Raw genomic sequence first — 17,525 nt, 5'->3', positions numbered from 1 at the left:
GAACGGCACCTGCAAAGACAAGCCCGACCTGCCCGCCCAGGCCCTGCCGCTAGCCGTGAAAGTGGCCGTAGTGTCAGCGCCCGGCCCCGACTGGCCGCGCCGCCTCTTCGAGCCACTGGGCTACGAAGTGGACATCGAAACCACCCCGCTCGACCCCACCGTGCCGGAGTGGGGCGACAGCCGCTACTACACCCTGCACCTGCGCCACGCGGGCCTGCGCCTGCAAGACGTGCTCACGCACCTCTACGTGCTGCTCCCGGTGCTCGACAACGACAAGCACTACTACATCGGCGAGCACGAGGCCGAGAAGCTGCTGCACCGCGGCGGCGACTGGCTGCCCCAGCACCCGGAGCGCGGCTTCATCACGCGCCGCTACCTGCGCTACCTGGCCGCCTACGTGAACCCGACGCTGGAGCGGCTGATGGAAGGGGATGAAGACAGTAGCGTGGACTCTGCGAGTCCGCGCATGGAAGAACCTGAAAGCAATTCCTTAGAAACTACGGCGGCGCAAGTGACCGATGATGCGATGCGCGGACTCGCAGAGTCCACGCTACAGCCCAAAACCTCCCTCCACGACCAGCGCCTGCAGCAAGTAGCCCACGAAATCTACCAGTTGGCCCCCAAGCGCGTGCTCGACCTGGGCTGCGGCGAAGGCAAGCTCCTGCGCCTGCTCCTGCGCCAGCCCAAAATCGAATACATCCTCGGCATGGACGTGTCGCACCAGGCGCTGGCCCGCGCCGCCCAGCGGCTGCACCTCGACGAAATGCCCCCGCGCCAGCGCACCCGCATCGACCTCATCCAGGGCTCGCTGCTCTACCGCGACGACCGCCTCGCCGGCTTCGACGTGGCGGCCCTGGTCGAAGTCATCGAGCACCTGGACGAAAACCGCCTCGCCGCCCTCGAAGCCGTGGTGTTTGGCCAGGCCCGCCCGGCGCACGTCTTCGTCACCAGCCCCAACGCCGACTACAACCAGCTTTTCGAGAAGCTTAACGCCGGCGAATTCCGCCACGACGACCACCGCTTCGAATGGTCCCGCGCCGAGTTTGCCGCCTGGGCCGCCGGCGTGGCCGAGCGGCACGGGTATCAGTTGCGGCTGGAGAACATGGGGGAGGAGGTGGAAGGCGTTGGCGCACCCTCGCAGATGGCGGTGTTTGGAATATAGTTAATTTGTTAGATACTCCTTGACTGTTTTAGTAAATGCTGAATTAGTAGGCAATAGTTTTTTGTATTCCTCATTACGATTTGCATAAAATTCCTCTTTAATTTCTTTAGCCTTCTGCATTAGATTTTCCTCATCTTTAGCCATTGCCTCGGCCAATGCTTTATTGGCATCATAATCTTTGATGATTATTAGGAAACGCTCTGATAGTGATTGGTGGCTTTCAATATTTTGCTGTAATGTCAACAGCCGTGCGTCCATCCAATGTTTGAACTTTAGCACTTGCATAATTAAATCGTGTGACAAAGTGATGATTTCATCACTTTTAACTATTAGATTCAGTTTGGCTTGGGCAATATTCGCCTCCGCATAAAAATTTTCTATAAATGTTCTCTTATCGGTCAGGTCTTTTAAATTGCTCCTGCTATAACCTCCAAAATTAATTTCAAGTAAAGAGTATAGCCATTGGTTATATTTATCATAAAAGGCTATTATAGAAGCTCTTTCTTCATTCCTATGGGACAATTGGTAGTTCAATATCCTCTGAAGGTCTGTCTTTAGACGTTCGGTATCCTTTGAAAAATCTGATTTTACGGATTCTATCTTCTCAGTGATTTCTGCAATGTCTTCTTTCTGTGCAAGCAGTTTGCCCTTTTCGTTGAAATAGTTCGGCAAATAATTTTTAAGCCAAAGCCCTGAGACGAGAAGCAAAAAGGCTGTGATAGTACTGTTGATAAAAATTTCCATTGACAGTTGAATTTGTTTTTCAGAAAAGTATGATAACCACATAAGCAAATCTACACCGTATCCTTTCCAATGCCCCAAGATACCCTCAAGGTCCCCGAACTCTCCCTTATCATCCTCATCGGCAGCACGGGCGCGGGCAAGTCCACGTTTGCGCGGCGCTTGTTCAAGCCCACGGAAATCGTGTCCTCCGATGCCTGCCGGGGGCTGGTGGCCGACGATGAAAACGACCAATCGGCCAGCAAAGACGCTTTTGAGCTGCTACACTACCTGGTGGCTAAGCGCCTGAAGCGCGGGCTGCTCACCGTGGTCGATGCCACCAACGTGCAGGCCGAGGGCCGCAAGCCCCTGGTGGCCCTGGCCCGCCAATACCACGTGCTGCCCGTGGCGATAGTGCTCGACGTGCCTGAATCCGTCGCCCAGGAGCGCAACGCCCAGCGTCCCGACCGCCGCCGCCTGGGCCGGCACGTCATTGCCCGCCACCGCCAGGACCTGCGCCGCAGCCTGCGCAGCCTGAAAGAGGAGGGCTTCCGGCACATCCACCACCTGCGCAACGTGGGCGAAATCGACGCCGTCCAGTCCATCACCCGCGACCGCCTCTACAACAACCGTCAGGAGGAAACCGGCCCCTTCGACATCATCGGCGACGTGCACGGCTGCTACGAGGAGCTGCGCGCGCTGCTGGAACAGCTGGGGTATCAGGTCTTGGAAGAGCCAATGAATGACGTGCGGGATTTGGGCGTGCGCGTGGTGGCGCCGCTGGCCTCACCCCCTGACCCCCTCTCCGGCGGAGAGGGGGCACCGGAAATGCGCGAAATGGAATCGTCAGGCCCCCCCTTCTCCACCGGAGAAGGGGGCCGGGGGGATGAGGCCCGCCGCAAAGCTATATTCCTCGGCGACCTCGTGGACCGCGGCCCAGCCTCCCCGCAAGTGCTGCGCCTGGTGATGAGCATGGTGCGCGACGGCATCGCCCTCTGCGTGCCCGGCAACCATGATATCAAGCTCCTGCGCCACCTCAACGGCAAAAACGTCACCATCAACCACGGCCTGGCCGAAACCCTGGCCCAGCTCGAACCCGAGCCCGAAGCCTTCAAAAGCGAGGTGCGGCGCTTCCTCGACGGCCTGGTAAGCCACTACGTGCTCGATGGTGGCAAGCTCGTGGTGGCCCACGCCGGCCTGCCCGAGGAGATGCAAGGCCGCGGCTCGGGGGCCGTGCGGGCCTTCGCGCTGTTTGGCGAAAGCACCGGCGAGATTGACGAATTCGGCCTGCCCGTGCGCTACGAATGGGCCCGCGAGTACCGGGGCCGCGCCATCGTGGCCTTCGGCCACACGCCCGTGCTCGACGCCGAATGGCTCAACAACACCATCGACCTCGACACCGGCTGCGTGTTCGGCGGCCGCCTCACCGCCCTGCGCTACCCCGAGCGCGAGCTCGTGGCCGTGCCCGCCGCGCAGGTCTACTGTGAGCCCGTGCGCCCGCTCAACTACCGCCGCAGTAGCGCGGACTCTGTAGTCCGCGTCCCCGACGGAAACCCGAACGATACGAACGGCGCGGAGACGCGGACTACAGAGTCCGCGCTACAAACCGCCCAGCACGAACAAGACGACCTGCTCGACATCCGCGACGTCACCGGCAAGCAGTTCATCGAAACCCGGCTGATGCGCGGCGTCACCATTCGCGAAGAAAACGCCGTGGCCGCCCTGGAGGTGATGTCGCGCTTCGCCCTGCACCCCAAGTGGCTGCTATACCTGCCGCCCACCATGTCGCCCACCGAAACCTCGGCCCTGCCCGACCTGCTCGAACACCCCGCCGAAGCCTTCGACTACTACAAGCGCCTCGGCGTGGAGCGCGTGGTGTGCGAAGAAAAGCACATGGGCAGCCGCGTGGTGGTGGTGCTGGGCCGCGACGAAGCCGCCATCCAGCGCCGCCTGGGGCTGGTGGGCGAGGGCATCGGCAAGTGCTACACCCGCACCGGCCGCAACTTCTTCACCGACGCCGCCCTCGAAACCGCCTTCCTCGCCCGCCTGCGCGACGCCCTGAGCACCGCCGGCTTCTGGGAGAAATTCGACACCGACTGGGTCTGCCTCGATGCCGAGCTGCTGCCCTGGTCGGCCAAAGCCCAGGAGCTGGTCAAAACTCAATACGCCGCCGTGGCCGCCGCCGCCCTCGCCGCCCTGCCCCAGGTCGAAGCCGTCCTCACCGAAGCTGCTGCGCGCAACCTCGACGGTGCCGAAGCCCTGCTGGCCCGCACCACCGCCCGCCGCCAGGCCGCCACCCACTACGCCGACGCCTACCGCCGCTATTGCTGGCCCGTCCTCTCGCTCGATGACCTCAAACTGGCGCCCTTCCACCTGCTCGCCACCGAAGGCCGCACCTATTTCGACCGCGACCACGCCTGGCACATGGAAACCCTGCGTTCCCTCGCCCTGGCCGACCCCGGCCTGCTCCGCGCCACGCCCTACCGCGTCGTCCCCCTCCAGGACCCCGCCGAAGTGGAAGCCGCCATCCAGTGGTGGACCGACCTCACCGCCGCCGGGGGCGAAGGCATGGTGGTGAAGCCCTACGACTTCGTGCCCCAGGGTAAGGGCGGCCTGCTCCAGCCCGCCCTCAAGTGCCGCGGCCGCGAGTACCTGCGCATCATCTACGGCCCCGATTACCTGCTGCCCGGCAACCTTGACCGCCTCCGCCAGCGCAACGTGAAAGCCAAGCGCAACCTCGCCCTGCGCGAGTTCGCCCTCGGCGTCGAGGGCCTCGAACGCTTCGTGGCCGGCCAGCCCCTGCGCCGCGTGCACCAGTGCGTCTTCGGCGTACTCGCGCTGGAAAGCGAGGCCGTGGACCCGCGGTTGTGATTATTCAGCGCATTGAGATATTTTATCAAGTAGCGCAGTGAATAACTCTGCTGTAGCAAAAGCATCACCTAAGGCTGTGTGTCTGCCTTGAACAGATATGCCAAATAAGTCGAATGCTTCTTGAGATGAAATAGCTTTTTGCTCTATTTTGCCGGATAGGTAAAGATAATATAAGACACTTGACGTATCTACAGTACGGTGTGAGAAACGTTTAGAATACTTGTATCCGTTATGAATTAAAAAGTATTTAGTGAAATTAACATCAAATGTAATATTATGGCCACCAAGGGTGATTAACTCGCCTGGTAAAAAGTGCTTGTTAAGAAAAAGGTCCAATTCGTGTATCGCGTCTTGGGGCGATAAAGCATGTGCTTTATGCTGCTCTACATTAATGCCATTTATTTCAAGAGCTTTGGGTGTAACACTCATGATGCCATCGTTAATTAAAATTTCTTTGGCATCAACAATTGCAAAGCCCTGCCATAAAACCAAAGCTAGAGACAATAGGCTGTTTTTGGAGGGCTCAAGCCCACCTGTCTCAGTATCAATGAAAAGAATTTTTTCAGCTTTCATTCAGCTTCTTCTTGTTAAGAAAGTAATACAAAGATACTAGAGTCTCATTTCCGCATAACGTCCAATACCTTTTGAATTTGTAATTGAATGTAAACCAGAGTAGTAGAGATGTTATTAAGAATAGCGAGGCTATTTTGGTTAACTCAGGTGAGATGTAAAGGCTTGCTGCATTGAGAAAACATTTATAGTAAATGGCTGTGAATAAGAATATAAATGATAAAGAACGATACAAGTTGTACTTGGCCAAATAATTCCCCGCAAGTGAGCGTTGACTTTCTTGGCCATTTATCATGGTTGCAAACTTGTAAATCGAGTACCATTTATCTGGATATGTTGTACTTAGTCTTTGATTGATAATATTCACACAGGCAGTTCTCAAAGGGTCATTTTCACTGAAATAGCTAGGTGAATTGAAAGTGAAAACCTTGAGGATTGTGCTTTTGACAGGGCTAAAGAGGGTCTGTAAAAATATATAGAATCTATTTTGAGGATTTCTGATAACAAATCCTTTGGTTTCATTATAAAGATATCCTGTGAATTTATTTATTGTTTTGTCAAATACTGTAGATAAAAAGTCGTATATAATTATCGAAAACACTTTAATGAAATGCCCGAGAAGATACGATAAAATCGATGCAATAGACAATATTATATTTAAATTATTTGCCCAATATTCTTTTAGGATTCTCGAAAAAGTGACAAGCGCTGATAGTATATAAGAAGCATCTATAAACTTTTGAGGGATTTTTGTAATATCCAACAAACAAGCAGGTGATGCTAGAATAAGCAGGAAGACAAGCCCGGGTAGAACTAAGCCCAATATATCAAACAGAAAATTTTCAAACTTCGCTAAAAAGTCTCCCATATAACAGTCCTCGCTAATACTTGTGAATATTCAAAGGTACGCTTCGCTTAGCAAGTGTTCCCATAAGCCTATGTTTCCCAGCGCCCGCCGCTACTCCCGCATCTCCCGTCAAGTCCGCGAAGCTGCCGCCGCTACCCAACGTGTTTCCCTTCGGCTTTATCGACCAGCGTGCGCTCAATGCGTTTATCGGGCACCAGCCACATCAGCGCAATGCCCACGTACACGGCCCCCGCCGCCCACGGGTTCCAGAAGCTGGCCACAATGCCCAGGCAATAAAGCAGGGGCGAAGCCTTGCCTTTGAAATCGCGCCCCACCGCGCGGGCCAGCACCGATTCGGGCCCCTCGATGGCAATGATGCAGTTCTGCAGTATCCAATATGCCAGGCCCGACATCAGCAGCACCACGCCGTACATGACCAGCGTGGCCCTGGAAAAATGGTTTTCGCCCATCCAGCCCGTCACAAACGGCACCAGCGACAGCCAGAACAGCAGATGCAGATTGGCCCACAAGATGCCGCCGGATACCTTACTCGTGCCGGCCAGCATCATGTGGTGGTTGTTCCAATAGATGCCGATGTAGATGAAGCTCAGCACGTAGCTGAGCACCACGGGCAGCAGCGGTTTCAGGGCCGCGAAATCGGCGCCGTGCGGCACCTTGATTTCCAGCACCATGATGGTGAGAATAATGGCCAGCACGCCATCGCTGAAAGCTTCGAGTCGTCCTTTGTGCATGGTAAACCGGTTCAGAAAGCAAAGATGAGCCGGCTAAAATAGGCGGTGCGCCACCTCGTGGTACTTTCGGGGCCCGTTGGCATAGCCCGCCGAACTCACTCCCGCACCTTCCGCTGCATGCAAGCCCGCATCCAAACCGCCCTCCGCCAGCTCGAAAGCACTCACGGCATCCGCATTCTCTACGCCTGCGAGTCGGGCAGCCGCGCCTGGGGCTTTCCCTCGCCCGATTCCGATTTTGACGTGCGCTTCATCTACTGCCACCCGCCGGTGTGGTACCTGACCCTGGACGAAGGAACGGATACCCTCAACTTTCCCGTTGATGACGAACTGGACCTCGCCGGCTGGGAATTGCGCAAGGCCCTGCGCCTGCTGCGCGGCTCCAACGCTTCGGTGTTTGAGTGGCTGCAGTCGCCGGTGGTGTACCACGAAGCGCTGGCTTTTCGGGCCCGGCTGGCGCCGCTGCTCCCGGCCGCCTTCAACCTGAAAGCCGGCCTGCACCACTACCTGGGCCAGCTGCGGCGCGGCGTGGAGGAAGACTTACTACCCGATGAAATTCGCCTGAAACGGCTTTTCTACGCGCTACGCTCGGCCCTGGCCGCCCGCTGGATTCGCGAGCGCCACGCGCTGCCGCCCATGGAATTTGCCCCGTTGCGCGCCGGGCTGCCCCCGGCACTGGCCGCTGACGTGGACGAGCTGCTCGCCCGAAAAGCTACCGCCACGGAGAAAACGACCCTGCCGCCCCCGGCGGCGCTGGCAGCTTTCTTGCGGGAGGAATTCGCCGCCGGCCAGGCCGCGCGCGAGGCGCTGCCCGGGTCGCGCCCCAGCCACGGCGCCGCGCTCGATGCGTTGTTTCGGGAGTTGCTGGTCGAAGCGCAGGCTCCCACCGGGGGCGCTACTTTCGCGCCATGACCATTGCCGACCTGCGCCGCCAAAACCTTATTCTCTTTGAAGCCATCAGCGGCAGCCGCGCCTACGGCACCAATCTGCCGCATTCCGACACCGACCTCAAAGGCGTGTTTGTGCTGCCCGAAGGCCAGTTTTTTGGGCTTGATTACGTGCCGCAGGTGGCCAACGAAACCAACGACGAGGTATTTTACGAGCTGCGCCGCTTCGTGGAATTGCTGCTGAAAAACAACCCCACCGTCCTGGAGCTGCTGGGCACGCCGCCCGACTGCGTGGTATACCAACACCCCCTTTTCGGGCAGTTTCAAGCGGTCGACTTTCTTTCCAGGCTCTGCCGCCAAAGCTTTGCCGAATACGCCGTGGCGCAAATTCGCAAAGCCAAAGGCCTCAACAAGAAAATCAACCACCCCGAGCCGCCGGCCCGCAAGTCGGTGCTCGATTTCTGCTACGTGACGGCCGGCGCCGGCGCCCAGCCCGTGGCCACCTGGCTGGCCCGCCACGGCTGGGAGGCGGCGCAGTGTGGCCTGGCCAACGTGCCGCACCTCACCGACTTGTACGCCCTGTTTGTGGACGACACCCCGGCCCGCGCCTACGGCTACCGCGGCCTCGTGCGCGACCCCGAAACCTCGCAGGACGTGCTGCTTTCCGCCGTGCCGAAGGGGGAGGAGCCCGTGGCGTACCTGTCCTTCAACCGCAACGGCTACAGCACCTATTGTCGCGTGTTTCGCGAGTACTGGGAATGGGTGGACAAGCGCAACGCCGAGCGCTACCAGAACACCGTGCAGCACGGCAAAAACTACGACGCCAAGAACATGCTGCACGTGTTCCGGCTGTTGCAAATGGCCGAGGAAATTGCCCGCACCGGCCAGCTGCACGTGCGCCGCCCCAACCGCGACTTCCTGCTGCAAATCCGGCGCGGCGAGTTCGAGTACCAGTACCTAGTGGCGGAAGCGGAAACGCTGGTGGAGCGGGTTGAAGCCGCCTTTGCCACCTCTGCCTTGCCCGAGGGACCCGATAAAGCCGCCGCCGAGCAACTGCTGCGTCAGGTACGGCAGCAGTTTTATGCCACCTTCTCATAACCAACCCACCACTTCCCCTATATGCCTGACTCGTTAATTTCCGCCGCCCGTGGGGCACTATTAGGCCTGGCCGTGGGTGACGCCCTTGGCGTCCCCGTCGAGTTTTTGTCCCGTGTCGCCCGCCGGCAAGACCCCGTGACCGGCATGCGCGCCTACGGAACCCACCACCAACCGGCCGGCACCTGGTCCGATGATTCTTCGCTGACGTTTTGCCTGGCCGAAACCCTGGCCCGGCCGAATGGCCTTACGAATACGCCTGACCTGAATGATTTTGCCCGGCGCAGCATCAACTGGCTGGATAACGATTACTGGACGGCGACAAACCAGACATTTGACGTGGGCAATGCCACCCGCCAGGCCATCTACCGGCTGCAACGCGGCGTGGAGCCCAGTTCCGCTGGCTCGCGCTCGGAATCAGATAATGGCAACGGCGCATTGATGCGCATTTTGCCGTTGATTTTTCACCAGACCTGGCTGGCAGAAAACCTGGATTTTAATGCGGCTTGGGCGCTGACTGAGGCCGTGGCCAGCGTCACGCACGGGCACCCACGCTCCACGCTGGGCTGCTTCCTGTATCTGCTGGTGGCGCGAGGGCTGCTGATTGGTAACTCACCCGCAGACGCTTTTTTGCAGATGCGCCAGCTAGCGAATCCGTGGCTGGAAACGGGGAGCATTCCGGCGGTTGTGGAGGCCAAATATTACCGACGGGTACTTGCCGGAACATTGCCTGACCAACCGGAAAGCGCCATCTCCTCCTCCGGCTACGTCGTTGACACCCTGGAGGCGGCCCTGTGGTGCCTGTTGGAGCATAACACCTACGCCGCCACCGTGCTAGCCGCCGTGAACCTCGGCGACGACACCGACACCACCGGCGCCGTGGCCGGCGGTCTGGCCGGTCTCACTTATGGCGAAGCTGCCATCCCCGCCGAGTGGCTGGGCGTGCTGGCGCGCCGGGCCGACATCGAAGACCTGGCCGCCCGGCTGGCAAAAGGCGCCGTGGCCGACAAATAGGGCCGTCGCCAGCAAAATTAGCGCTTCTGAAAATCCGTCACCAGCAGCTCCTCATCGCAGAAGCTGTATTCGGCCGGCACATTGGAGCTGAGCAGCAGCGTGCGACCGGCGCGGGTGGCCTGCACGTGCTCCTGGTACCAGGCCACGCCGGTGGCGTCCAGGTTCGTGGTGGGCTCGTCGAGCAGCAGCAGCGGCGCGGCGGCGTACAGGGCCAGCCCCAGCTTGAGGCGCTGCTTCATGCCCGAGGAAAATTCGCGCACCAGCTGCTGACGTGCGTTTTCGAGGTACATCAGGTCGATGAGCCTGTCCGGCGTCATGCCCGGCCGCAGGGCCTTGAAGCGGGTGTGAAACCGCAGCAGCTCCAGCAGCGTGAGCTCCTCCAGCAGCTCCAGGTAGGGCGCGGCGTAGGCCAGGTGCTGGGGCACGTCTTCCACGGCCACCGCACGGCCGGCCAGCTCGTAGGCCAGGGCGCCCTCCGTGGGCAGCAGCTGGCCCGAAATGGTGTTCAGCAGCGTGCTTTTGCCGGCACCGTTCGGCCCAAGCACGGCCGTGGCGCTGCCCGGCCGGAAAGTCCGCGTCAGCCCCCGGAATATCCAGTCGCGCTGGAAGCGTTTGCCCAGGCCGGTGGCGGTGATTAGCAAGTAGGTGCGGGTTTTATGAAAAGTAAAAAGAACGTCATGCAGCGCGTCAGCGGAGCATCTTTACTGCGATAGTAATTATTTACTGCTGCGGTAAAGATGCTTCGCTGACGCGCTGCATGACGTTTCGGTTTTGTTACAAAGGCTTTACTCCGACTCGCTGCCGTCGGCCCGGCCGCGCTTGGGGCCCTTAATGATGCCGCGCGTGGCGGCCCGCACGAAGCCCACGGCCGTTTCACGCTCCGGCGTGGCCGGCAGCTCGCGCTCAATCTGAGCCAGGGCGTCGTGGTTGTTCAGGCCGCCCAGAAACAGCGTGCGGTACAGCTGCTGCACCTGGTTGATGGCTTCTTCGGAAAAACCGCGGCGGCGCAGGCCCACCGAGTTGGCCCCGGCGTAGGACAGCGGCTCGCGGCCGGCTTTCACGTAGGGCGGCACGTCTTTGCGCACCAGCGAGCCGCCTGAAATCATGGCGTGCGCCCCGATTTTTACGAACTGGTGCACCGCCGAAGAACCGCCCACAATGGCGTAATCCCCGATTTCGACGTGGCCGGCCACCTGCACCGTGTTGGCCAGAATGCAGTGGTTCCCAACCACGCAGTCGTGGGCGATGTGCACGTAAGCCATCAGCAGGCAGTGGCTGCCCACGCGGGTTTCGCCGCGGTCCACGGTGCCGCGGTTCACGGTCACGCACTCCCGAATGACGGTGTAGTCGCCAATGATGGCAGTGGTTTGCTCGCCGGCAAACTTCAGGTCCTGGGGCACCGCCCCAATCACCGCGCCCGGAAATACCTGGCAGTGCGCCCCAATGCGGGCCCCGCTCATGACGGTGACGTTGGGCCCAATCCAGCTGCCTTCCCCAATTTCCACATCGGCCGCAATGGTCGTAAACGGTTCAACGGTTACGCCCGGCGCGAGGCGAGCATCGGGATGAATAGAGGCGAGGGGGGAAAGCATTCTTAAGGAGAATTATGAATTATAAATTATAAATTATGAATTGAGAAAAGGTTGCCGTTTAATTAAGCAGCCGTTTATAATTCATAATTCATAATTTATAATTGATTTTTAAGCGTCTTTGCGGACGATGGCGGCGCTCATTTCGGCCTCGCACACCACTTTGCCATTCACGAAAGCCTGGCCGCGCATTTTGGCGATGCCGCGCTTGATGGGCGCCAGCAGCTGGCAGTGGTAAATGATGGTGTCGCCGGGCAGCACCTTCTTGCGGAAGCGGGCATTTTCGATGCCCAGGAAGTACTGCCAGTAGTTTTCGGGGTCGGGCACGGTGTTCATCACCAGAATGCCGCCGGTTTGGGCCAGGCCTTCAATCTGAAGCACGCCGGGCATCACCGGGTTGCCGGGGAAGTGCCCCTGGAAGAAGGGCTCGTTCATGCTCACGTTCTTCACGGCCGTCACCACCTGGTCGTCGAGGTGAATCACCTTGTCAATCAGCAGGAACGGGTAGCGGTGGGGCAGCACCTGCATGATGCGGTTGATGTCCATCACCGGCTCGCGGTGCACGTCGTACACCGGCACGGGGTTGCTGCGGGCCTCCAGCATCTTCTTTTTGATGCGCTTGGCAAAGGCCACGTTGGCCGCGTGGCCGGGGCGGGCGGCCAGAATCTGGCCCTTCAGCGGGCGGCCCACCAGGGCGAGGTCGCCCACGAGGTCGAGCAGCTTGTGGCGGGCGGGCTCGTTTTTGTGGCGCAGGTCCACGTTGTTGAGAATGCCTTCTTTTTTCACCGAAACGCGGGGCTTGCCCAGCATTTTGGCAAGGTCGGTCAGCTCGTCGTCACTCACCACGCGGTCGACCACCACAATGGCGTTGCTCAGGTCGCCGCCGCGAATGAGGTTGTTTTTGTAGAGCATTTCCAGCTCGTGCAAAAAGCAGAACGTGCGCGACGACGCAATTTCTTCGCCGAACAGGCCGATGTCCGTCAGGGTGGCGTGCTGCGAGCCCAGCACCGGCGAGTTATAGTCCACCATCACCGTGAGGCGGTAGTCGGACAGGGGCAGAGCGGCGATTTCGACGCCGCGGGCGTTATCGACGTAGCGGATGCTTTCCGGGATTTCGTAGTAGTTGCGCAGCGCGTTCTGCTCCTGCAACCCTACGGTCTCGATGGCCTTGATGAACTCGGCCGACGACCCGTCCATGATGGGCGGCTCGGGGCCGGAGAGCTGAATGAGCACGTTGTCAAGCTGCAGGCCCACGAGGGCGGCCAGCGTGTGCTCCACGGTATTCACGCGGGCGCCGTTCTGCTCGATGGTGGTGCCGCGGCTCAGGTCCACCACGTTGTCCACGTCGGCGTCCACGATGGGCTGCCCGGGCATGTCCACCCGCTGAAACTTGTAGCCGTGGCCCACCGGGGCGGGGCAAAACGTCATGGTGGCTTCCACGCCGGTGTGCAGTCCGATGCCGCGCACCGTCACGGGCGCCTGAATGGTGTGTTGCTTGTCGTTCATTCTCGTGAGAAGTGAGAGGTGAGAAGATGAGAGGTGAGGCGGAAATGGCCCTGCCCAACGGCGACGGCCCTTTTCTCATTTCTCACTTCTCATGGTCTCACTTCTAAGGCACAAAGCTAGGGCTTTTCCGTCGCGTTTTTCGCCTTCTCCAGCTGCGCCACGCGCTGTTCGAGCTCGGGCAGGCGCCGGAACACGATTTGGGCGCGCTGGTTCTGCTTGAAGTCGAAGGCCGTGGAGCCTTGCAGGATGGTGCCTTCCTGCTTCACGTTTTTGCCCACGCCCGACTGCGCGGTGACGGTGGTTTTGTTGGCCAGCGTGACGTGGCCGGCCAGGCCCACCTGGCCCGCCAGCACGCACTGGTCGCCGACTTTGGCCGAGCCGGCGATGCCGGTTTGCGAGGCGATGACGGTGTGCTGGCCGATTTCCACGTTGTGGGCCAGCTGCACGAGGTTGTCAATTTTACTGCCCCGGCCCACGCGCGTCGAGCCCAGCGTGGCGCAGTCGACGGTGGCGTTGGCGCCGATGCTCACGTAATCTTCCAGCACCACGTTGCCAATTTGCGGAATGGCCTTGTAAGAGCCGTCGGGCTGCGGCGCGAAGCCGAACCCATCAGAACCCACCACGGCGCCAGCCTTGATGACGCAAAAACGGCCAATGACCGTGTCCGGGTAGATTTTAGCCCCGGCGTGGATGATGCTGCCTTCGCCAATCGTGACCCGGTCGCCGATGTAGGCGTGCGGGAACACCAGCACATTGTCGCCCAGCTGGCACTGCTCGCCGATGTAGGAAAAGGCGCCGCGGTAGTGCCCGGCGCCGATTTTCGAGCTTAGGCCGATGAAGGAAGGCTCCTCCACGCCGCGCTTGCCGGTGCGGGTGGCCTGCGCGTAGAACTCCAGCAGCTGGCTGAACGCCGTGTAGGGGTTTTCGACCCGAATGAGCGTGGGACGGACAGCTTGTTTCAGCTCCTGGTTCTGGCCGATGATGACGGCCGAAGCGCCCGTTTCGTACAGAAACGGCTCGTATTTGGCGTTGGAAAGAAAGGTGAGCGAGCCGGCTTGAGCTTCTTCAATCTTGGCCAGGCTGGAAATGCGCTGGGAGGCGTCGCCTTCCACGGTGCCGCCAAGAACTTCGGCGATTTGCTGAACGGTAAATTCCATAGCGGGCAAAATTAGTGGTCAGTTGCTATCCCGAACGTCAGGTCTTCGGTCATGCAGAGCGGAGCGAAGCATCTTTACCGCGCAACGCAATCCAATCGTTGTGTTTAGTGGTTGGTGGCGGGCAAGATGCTTTGCTGCGCTTGGCATGACGTTCGAACAACTAAACTATTTCCTTCGGGTAGCAGATATAGAACTTTTCCACCCGCTGGCTGAGGGCGCGGATGTTGGGCAGGTCGGAGGCTTCCATCACGTTCACCACGTCGCCTTTCTTGGTCAGGATTTCGATGGGTTCTTGGCTTTCGGCGTTGTAGGCGCTGTTGCTGAGGCGGCCGGGAATCATCAGCAACTCGGCTTCTTCGGGCGAGAGGCCGAATTTCTCCTCAATCAGGTCGCGGATGCCGAGGCGGAATTCCTCGTCGAAAGGCTCGGGCGCCAGCACGATTTTGAGCAGGTTGCGGTGCAGGATGCTCTTGGCCAAGTAGCTGAGGACTTTATCGGGGTGGCCGGCCCAGGTTTTGATGGCCGACCAGATGTCGTAGTCGTCGAGCTCCACGAAATGATTGAGGATTTTGTCGTCTTTTTCAAACTCTTCCAAACTCACGGCGCGGCCCAGGAAGTAGCCCAGGCAGCTGTTGGCGGGCACTTCCACGCCCTGGCGGGCCAGGTCGCGGGCCCGCTGCACCACCCGAATGACCATTTGCTCGGCCGAAGTCACGGTTTTGTGCAGGTACACCTGCCAGTACATCAGTCGCCGGCTCACGAGAAAATTCTCGACCGAATACACCGCTTTTTCTTCCAGCACCAGCCGCTCGTCGTGCACGCGCAGCATCTTGATGAGGCGGTCGGCGCCGGGGCGGCCTTCCTCCACGCCGGTGTAGAAGGAGTCGCGGTTGAGGTAGTCGAGCCGGTCCATGTCGAGCTGGCTGCTCACGAGCTGGTGGAAAAACGGCCGCCCGTAGCTGCCCTCGAACATGGCAATGGCCAGACTCAGCTTGCCGTGAAACTCCTCGTTCAGCCGCTTCATCAGAAAAACCGACACCTGCTCGTGCGGCACGTTCTGGAAAATGGCGGTTTCCAGGGCGTGGGAGAGGGGGCCGTGGCCAATGTCGTGCAGCAGAATGGCTATCATGGCCGCTTCGCCCTCCGCCGCCGAAATTTTCACGCCCTTGTCCTTAAGCGTGCGCAAGGCCAGCGACATCAGGTGCATGGCGCCCAGCGCGTGGTGAAAGCGCGTGTGCAGCGCCCCCGGATACACAAACCCCGTGAGCCCCAGCTGCTGAATGCGCCGCAGCCGCTGAAAATACTTGTGCTCGATGAGGTCGAACAGCAGCTCCGTCGGGATGGTGACGAAGCCGTAGACGGGGTCGTTGAAAATCTTCTTTTTGTTCACAGTGGGGCGGGGAACCGGGTCAGTTGATTCGGGGCACAAAAGAACGACGGAACGGCGCCGCTGGCACGCAACCCGCCTCCTGGAATGCCAGACCTTTACGCAAACCCGGTACGGCGGCGCTTACTTCGCCGAATAATTTACAACCCAATGGCAACATTTGCGGTAAGTCCAACGTGGGTCGGGCACTAAGGGCTTGCCCCAAACCGTTTCGTCTTTTCTGAGCGAAAAGCATTAAGCCCAACGTGATTCGGCCGGCATTGGCCGAACCAACCGGCCGCTTTGCCGCTTACTACTTCACCGCCTTAACCCGGCGATTCATTTCCTATGCAACAAACCACCATTCTCTGGGCCGACGACGAAATCGACTTGCTCAAGCCGCACCTGCTGTTTCTCAAGGAGAAAGGCTACGACGTGACGCCCGTCAACAGCGGCGCTGACGCCATTGAGGAAATCCAGGAAAAGAGCTACGACCTGGTGTTTCTCGACGAGAACATGCCCGGCCTCACCGGCCTCGAAACGCTGAGCGAAATCAAAGCCATCCGGCCCACTGTGCCCGTGGTGATGATTACCAAGAGCGAGGAAGAGCACATCATGGAGTCGGCCATCGGCGCCAAAATCGCCGATTACCTCATCAAACCGGTTAATCCCAGCCAGATTCTGCTGGCCGTGAAAAAGGTGCTCGACAACAAGCGCCTCGTGAGCGAAGCCACCAACTCGGGCTACCAGCGCGATTTCCGCCAGCTCGGCATGCAGCTTTCCGACCGCCTTTCGCCCGCCGAATGGGCCGAGGTGTACAAGAAGCTGGTGTACTGGGAGTTGGAAATCAACGAGACGGAGGGCAAGAGCATGGCCGAAGTCTTCAACATGCAAAAAGACGAGGCCAACTCCTACTTCGGCCGCTTCATCACCGAGAATTACGAGGACTGGGTGGATGGCAGCGACAAAGACGCGCCGCTCATGTCGCACCAGCTGTTCAAGGAGCGGGTGTTCCCCACGCTGAAGGCCACCGGCGACACGCCCGTGTACTTCGTGCTGATTGACAACCTGCGCTACGACCAGTGGAAAGTGCTGGAGCCCATCATCACCGAGTTTTTCACGGTGGATAGCGAGGAAATGTACTACGCCATTCTGCCGACCACCACGGCCTATGCGCGCAACGCCATTTTCTCGGGCATGATGCCGGGCGAAATCCAGAAGAAATACCCCAACCTGTGGGTGACCGACGACGACGACGAAGGCAAAAACCTGCACGAGGCGGAGTTCATGGAAATTAATTTCCAGAAGAACAACCAGAAGGTGAAGCACAGCTACAACAAGGTGACCAACCTGCAGGCGGGCAAGGACTTGCTGGGCAAAATGAGCAACCTGCACAACAACTACAAGTGCAACGTCATCGTCTACAACTTCGTAGACATGCTCTCGCACGCCCGCACCGACATGGCCATGATTCGCGAGCTAGCCGCCGACGAATCGGCCTACCGCAGCATCACCCGCTCGTGGTTTCTGCACTCGCCGCTGTACGAGATGATGCAGCAGATTGCCGAGAAAAAAGGCAAGCTCATCATCACCACCGACCACGGCACCATCCGTTGCAAACGCCCCTACAAGATTGTGGGCGACCGCAACACCAACACCAACCTGCGCTACAAGCACGGCAAAAACCTGGGCTTCGATGACTCGCGCGACGTATATGTGGTGCGCAAGCCGGAAAGCATTTTCCTGCCGCGCGAAAACGTGAGCACCGCGTATGTGTTCACGATTGGGGACTACTTCTTTGCGTATCCTAACAACTACAACTACTACGTGAACTACTACAAGGACACGTTCCAGCACGGCGGTATCTCGCTGGAAGAGTGCATCATTCCGTATGTAACGCTCACGCCGAAAGGGTAATAATTAATACCAACAAGCGAAAAGAAAAGGGCCGCCTCAATTGAGGCGGCCCTTTTCTTTTCGCTTGTTGGTATT

Annotated in this window: 14 protein-coding genes; 6 read left to right on the top strand and 8 right to left on the bottom strand. The window is 59.2% G+C overall.

The features are described 5' to 3' along the window. Positions 1-1,162, top strand: a 1,162-nt coding sequence (locus tag I2H31_RS24960; RefSeq protein WP_196295793.1) for a 3' terminal RNA ribose 2'-O-methyltransferase Hen1, incomplete at its 5' end; no start/stop codon positions are given. Here the strand turns inward: I2H31_RS24960 and I2H31_RS24955 are convergent. Beyond that, positions 1,163-1,906 (bottom strand): hypothetical protein, encoded by a 744-nt coding sequence (locus I2H31_RS24955; protein WP_196295792.1) that lies wholly within the window; start codon positions 1,904-1,906, stop codon positions 1,163-1,165. A 69-nt stretch (positions 1,907-1,975) separates the two neighbouring features. Here I2H31_RS24955 and I2H31_RS24950 point away from each other — a divergent pair, with 69 nt between their 5' ends. After that, positions 1,976-4,753, top strand: coding sequence for a polynucleotide kinase-phosphatase (locus I2H31_RS24950; RefSeq protein WP_196295791.1), 2,778 nt, complete (start codon positions 1,976-1,978; stop codon positions 4,751-4,753). Here the strand turns inward: I2H31_RS24950 and I2H31_RS24945 are convergent, their stop codons facing one another. Continuing rightward, entirely contained in the window at positions 4,754-5,326 is a 573-nt protein-coding gene (locus I2H31_RS24945) for a 3'-5' exonuclease (RefSeq protein ID WP_196295790.1), read from the bottom strand. A 996-nt stretch (positions 5,327-6,322) separates the two neighbouring features. Continuing rightward, positions 6,323-6,922, bottom strand: coding sequence for a TMEM175 family protein (locus I2H31_RS24940; RefSeq protein ID WP_196295789.1), 600 nt, complete (start codon positions 6,920-6,922; stop codon positions 6,323-6,325). Between the two features lie 117 nt (positions 6,923-7,039). On the opposite strand from I2H31_RS24940, the gene I2H31_RS24935 reads away from it, so the two are divergent. From I2H31_RS24935 to I2H31_RS24925, 3 genes are read left to right on the top strand one after another with little or no spacing between them, the layout of a single operon-like run. Further along, positions 7,040-7,831, top strand: coding sequence for a nucleotidyltransferase domain-containing protein (locus I2H31_RS24935; RefSeq protein ID WP_196295788.1), 792 nt, complete (start codon positions 7,040-7,042; stop codon positions 7,829-7,831). Continuing rightward, complete coding sequence (locus I2H31_RS24930; protein WP_196295787.1) at positions 7,828-8,904, top strand: DNA polymerase beta superfamily protein; 1,077 nt, start codon at positions 7,828-7,830, stop codon at positions 8,902-8,904. The genes I2H31_RS24935 and I2H31_RS24930 overlap by 4 nt, the downstream gene beginning before the upstream one ends. A 21-nt stretch (positions 8,905-8,925) precedes the next feature. Next, entirely contained in the window at positions 8,926-9,915 is a 990-nt protein-coding gene (locus I2H31_RS24925; protein ID WP_196295786.1) for an ADP-ribosylglycohydrolase family protein, read from the top strand. A 17-nt stretch (positions 9,916-9,932) separates the two neighbouring features. Here I2H31_RS24925 and I2H31_RS24920 read toward each other — a convergent pair whose 3' ends face one another. The 5 genes from I2H31_RS24920 to I2H31_RS24900 all read right to left on the bottom strand — a co-directional run bounded on the left by I2H31_RS24920 (position 9,933) and on the right by I2H31_RS24900 (position 15,557). Continuing rightward, the gene (locus I2H31_RS24920) at positions 9,933-10,556 is read right to left on the bottom strand and encodes an ABC transporter ATP-binding protein (RefSeq protein WP_196295785.1); all 624 of its coding nucleotides are present in this window, start codon (positions 10,554-10,556) and stop codon (positions 9,933-9,935) included. Between the two features lie 144 nt (positions 10,557-10,700). Beyond that, the gene (gene lpxA, locus I2H31_RS24915) at positions 10,701-11,507 is read right to left on the bottom strand and encodes an acyl-ACP--UDP-N-acetylglucosamine O-acyltransferase (RefSeq protein ID WP_196295784.1); all 807 of its coding nucleotides are present in this window, start codon (positions 11,505-11,507) and stop codon (positions 10,701-10,703) included. Between the two features lie 108 nt (positions 11,508-11,615). After that, positions 11,616-13,010 carry a bifunctional UDP-3-O-[3-hydroxymyristoyl] N-acetylglucosamine deacetylase/3-hydroxyacyl-ACP dehydratase gene (locus tag I2H31_RS24910; RefSeq protein ID WP_196295783.1) on the bottom strand — a complete coding sequence of 465 codons (1,395 nt, stop codon included), beginning with the start codon at positions 13,008-13,010 and terminating at the stop codon, positions 11,616-11,618. A 116-nt stretch (positions 13,011-13,126) separates the two neighbouring features. Further along, positions 13,127-14,167, bottom strand: coding sequence for a UDP-3-O-(3-hydroxymyristoyl)glucosamine N-acyltransferase (gene lpxD, locus I2H31_RS24905; protein ID WP_196295782.1), 1,041 nt, complete (start codon positions 14,165-14,167; stop codon positions 13,127-13,129). A 160-nt stretch (positions 14,168-14,327) separates the two neighbouring features. Continuing rightward, a complete protein-coding gene (locus I2H31_RS24900; protein ID WP_196295781.1) occupies positions 14,328-15,557 on the bottom strand; it encodes an HD domain-containing protein in 1,230 nt (409 codons plus the stop codon). 324 nt (positions 15,558-15,881) lie between these two features. Between I2H31_RS24900 and porX the strand changes: the two genes are divergently transcribed. Then, positions 15,882-17,450: a T9SS response regulator signal transducer PorX gene (porX, locus tag I2H31_RS24895; RefSeq protein ID WP_196295780.1), complete on the top strand. Its 1,569-nt coding sequence runs from the start codon at positions 15,882-15,884 to the stop codon at positions 17,448-17,450. Positions 17,451-17,525: the final 75 nt, after the last annotated feature.

This window comes from Hymenobacter ruricola, assembly GCF_015694525.1.
Lineage (GTDB): Bacteria > Bacteroidota > Bacteroidia > Cytophagales > Hymenobacteraceae > Hymenobacter > Hymenobacter ruricola.
Note: the sequence above shows the minus strand (reverse complement) of the source record. Positions and strands in the feature narration are given on the sequence as shown.

Excerpts from the sequence above, each read along its gene's own strand:
- porX (WP_196295780.1), top strand. The coding sequence starts at position 15,882 with ATGCAACAAACCACCATTCTCTGGGCCGACGACGAAATCGACTTGCTC.
- I2H31_RS24930 (WP_196295787.1), top strand. The coding sequence starts at position 7,828 with ATGACCATTGCCGACCTGCGCCGCCAAAACCTTATTCTCTTTGAAGCC.
- I2H31_RS24910 (WP_196295783.1), bottom strand. The coding sequence starts at position 13,010 with ATGAACGACAAGCAACACACCATTCAGGCGCCCGTGACGGTGCGCGGC.
- I2H31_RS24935 (WP_196295788.1), top strand. The coding sequence starts at position 7,040 with ATGCAAGCCCGCATCCAAACCGCCCTCCGCCAGCTCGAAAGCACTCAC.
- I2H31_RS24940 (WP_196295789.1), bottom strand. The coding sequence starts at position 6,922 with ATGCACAAAGGACGACTCGAAGCTTTCAGCGATGGCGTGCTGGCCATT.
- I2H31_RS24950 (WP_196295791.1), top strand. The coding sequence starts at position 1,976 with ATGCCCCAAGATACCCTCAAGGTCCCCGAACTCTCCCTTATCATCCTC.
- I2H31_RS24945 (WP_196295790.1), bottom strand. The coding sequence starts at position 5,326 with ATGAAAGCTGAAAAAATTCTTTTCATTGATACTGAGACAGGTGGGCTT.
- lpxD (WP_196295782.1), bottom strand. The coding sequence starts at position 14,167 with ATGGAATTTACCGTTCAGCAAATCGCCGAAGTTCTTGGCGGCACCGTG.
- I2H31_RS24955 (WP_196295792.1), bottom strand. The coding sequence starts at position 1,906 with ATGGAAATTTTTATCAACAGTACTATCACAGCCTTTTTGCTTCTCGTC.
- lpxA (WP_196295784.1), bottom strand. The coding sequence starts at position 11,507 with ATGCTTTCCCCCCTCGCCTCTATTCATCCCGATGCTCGCCTCGCGCCG.
- I2H31_RS24925 (WP_196295786.1), top strand. The coding sequence starts at position 8,926 with ATGCCTGACTCGTTAATTTCCGCCGCCCGTGGGGCACTATTAGGCCTG.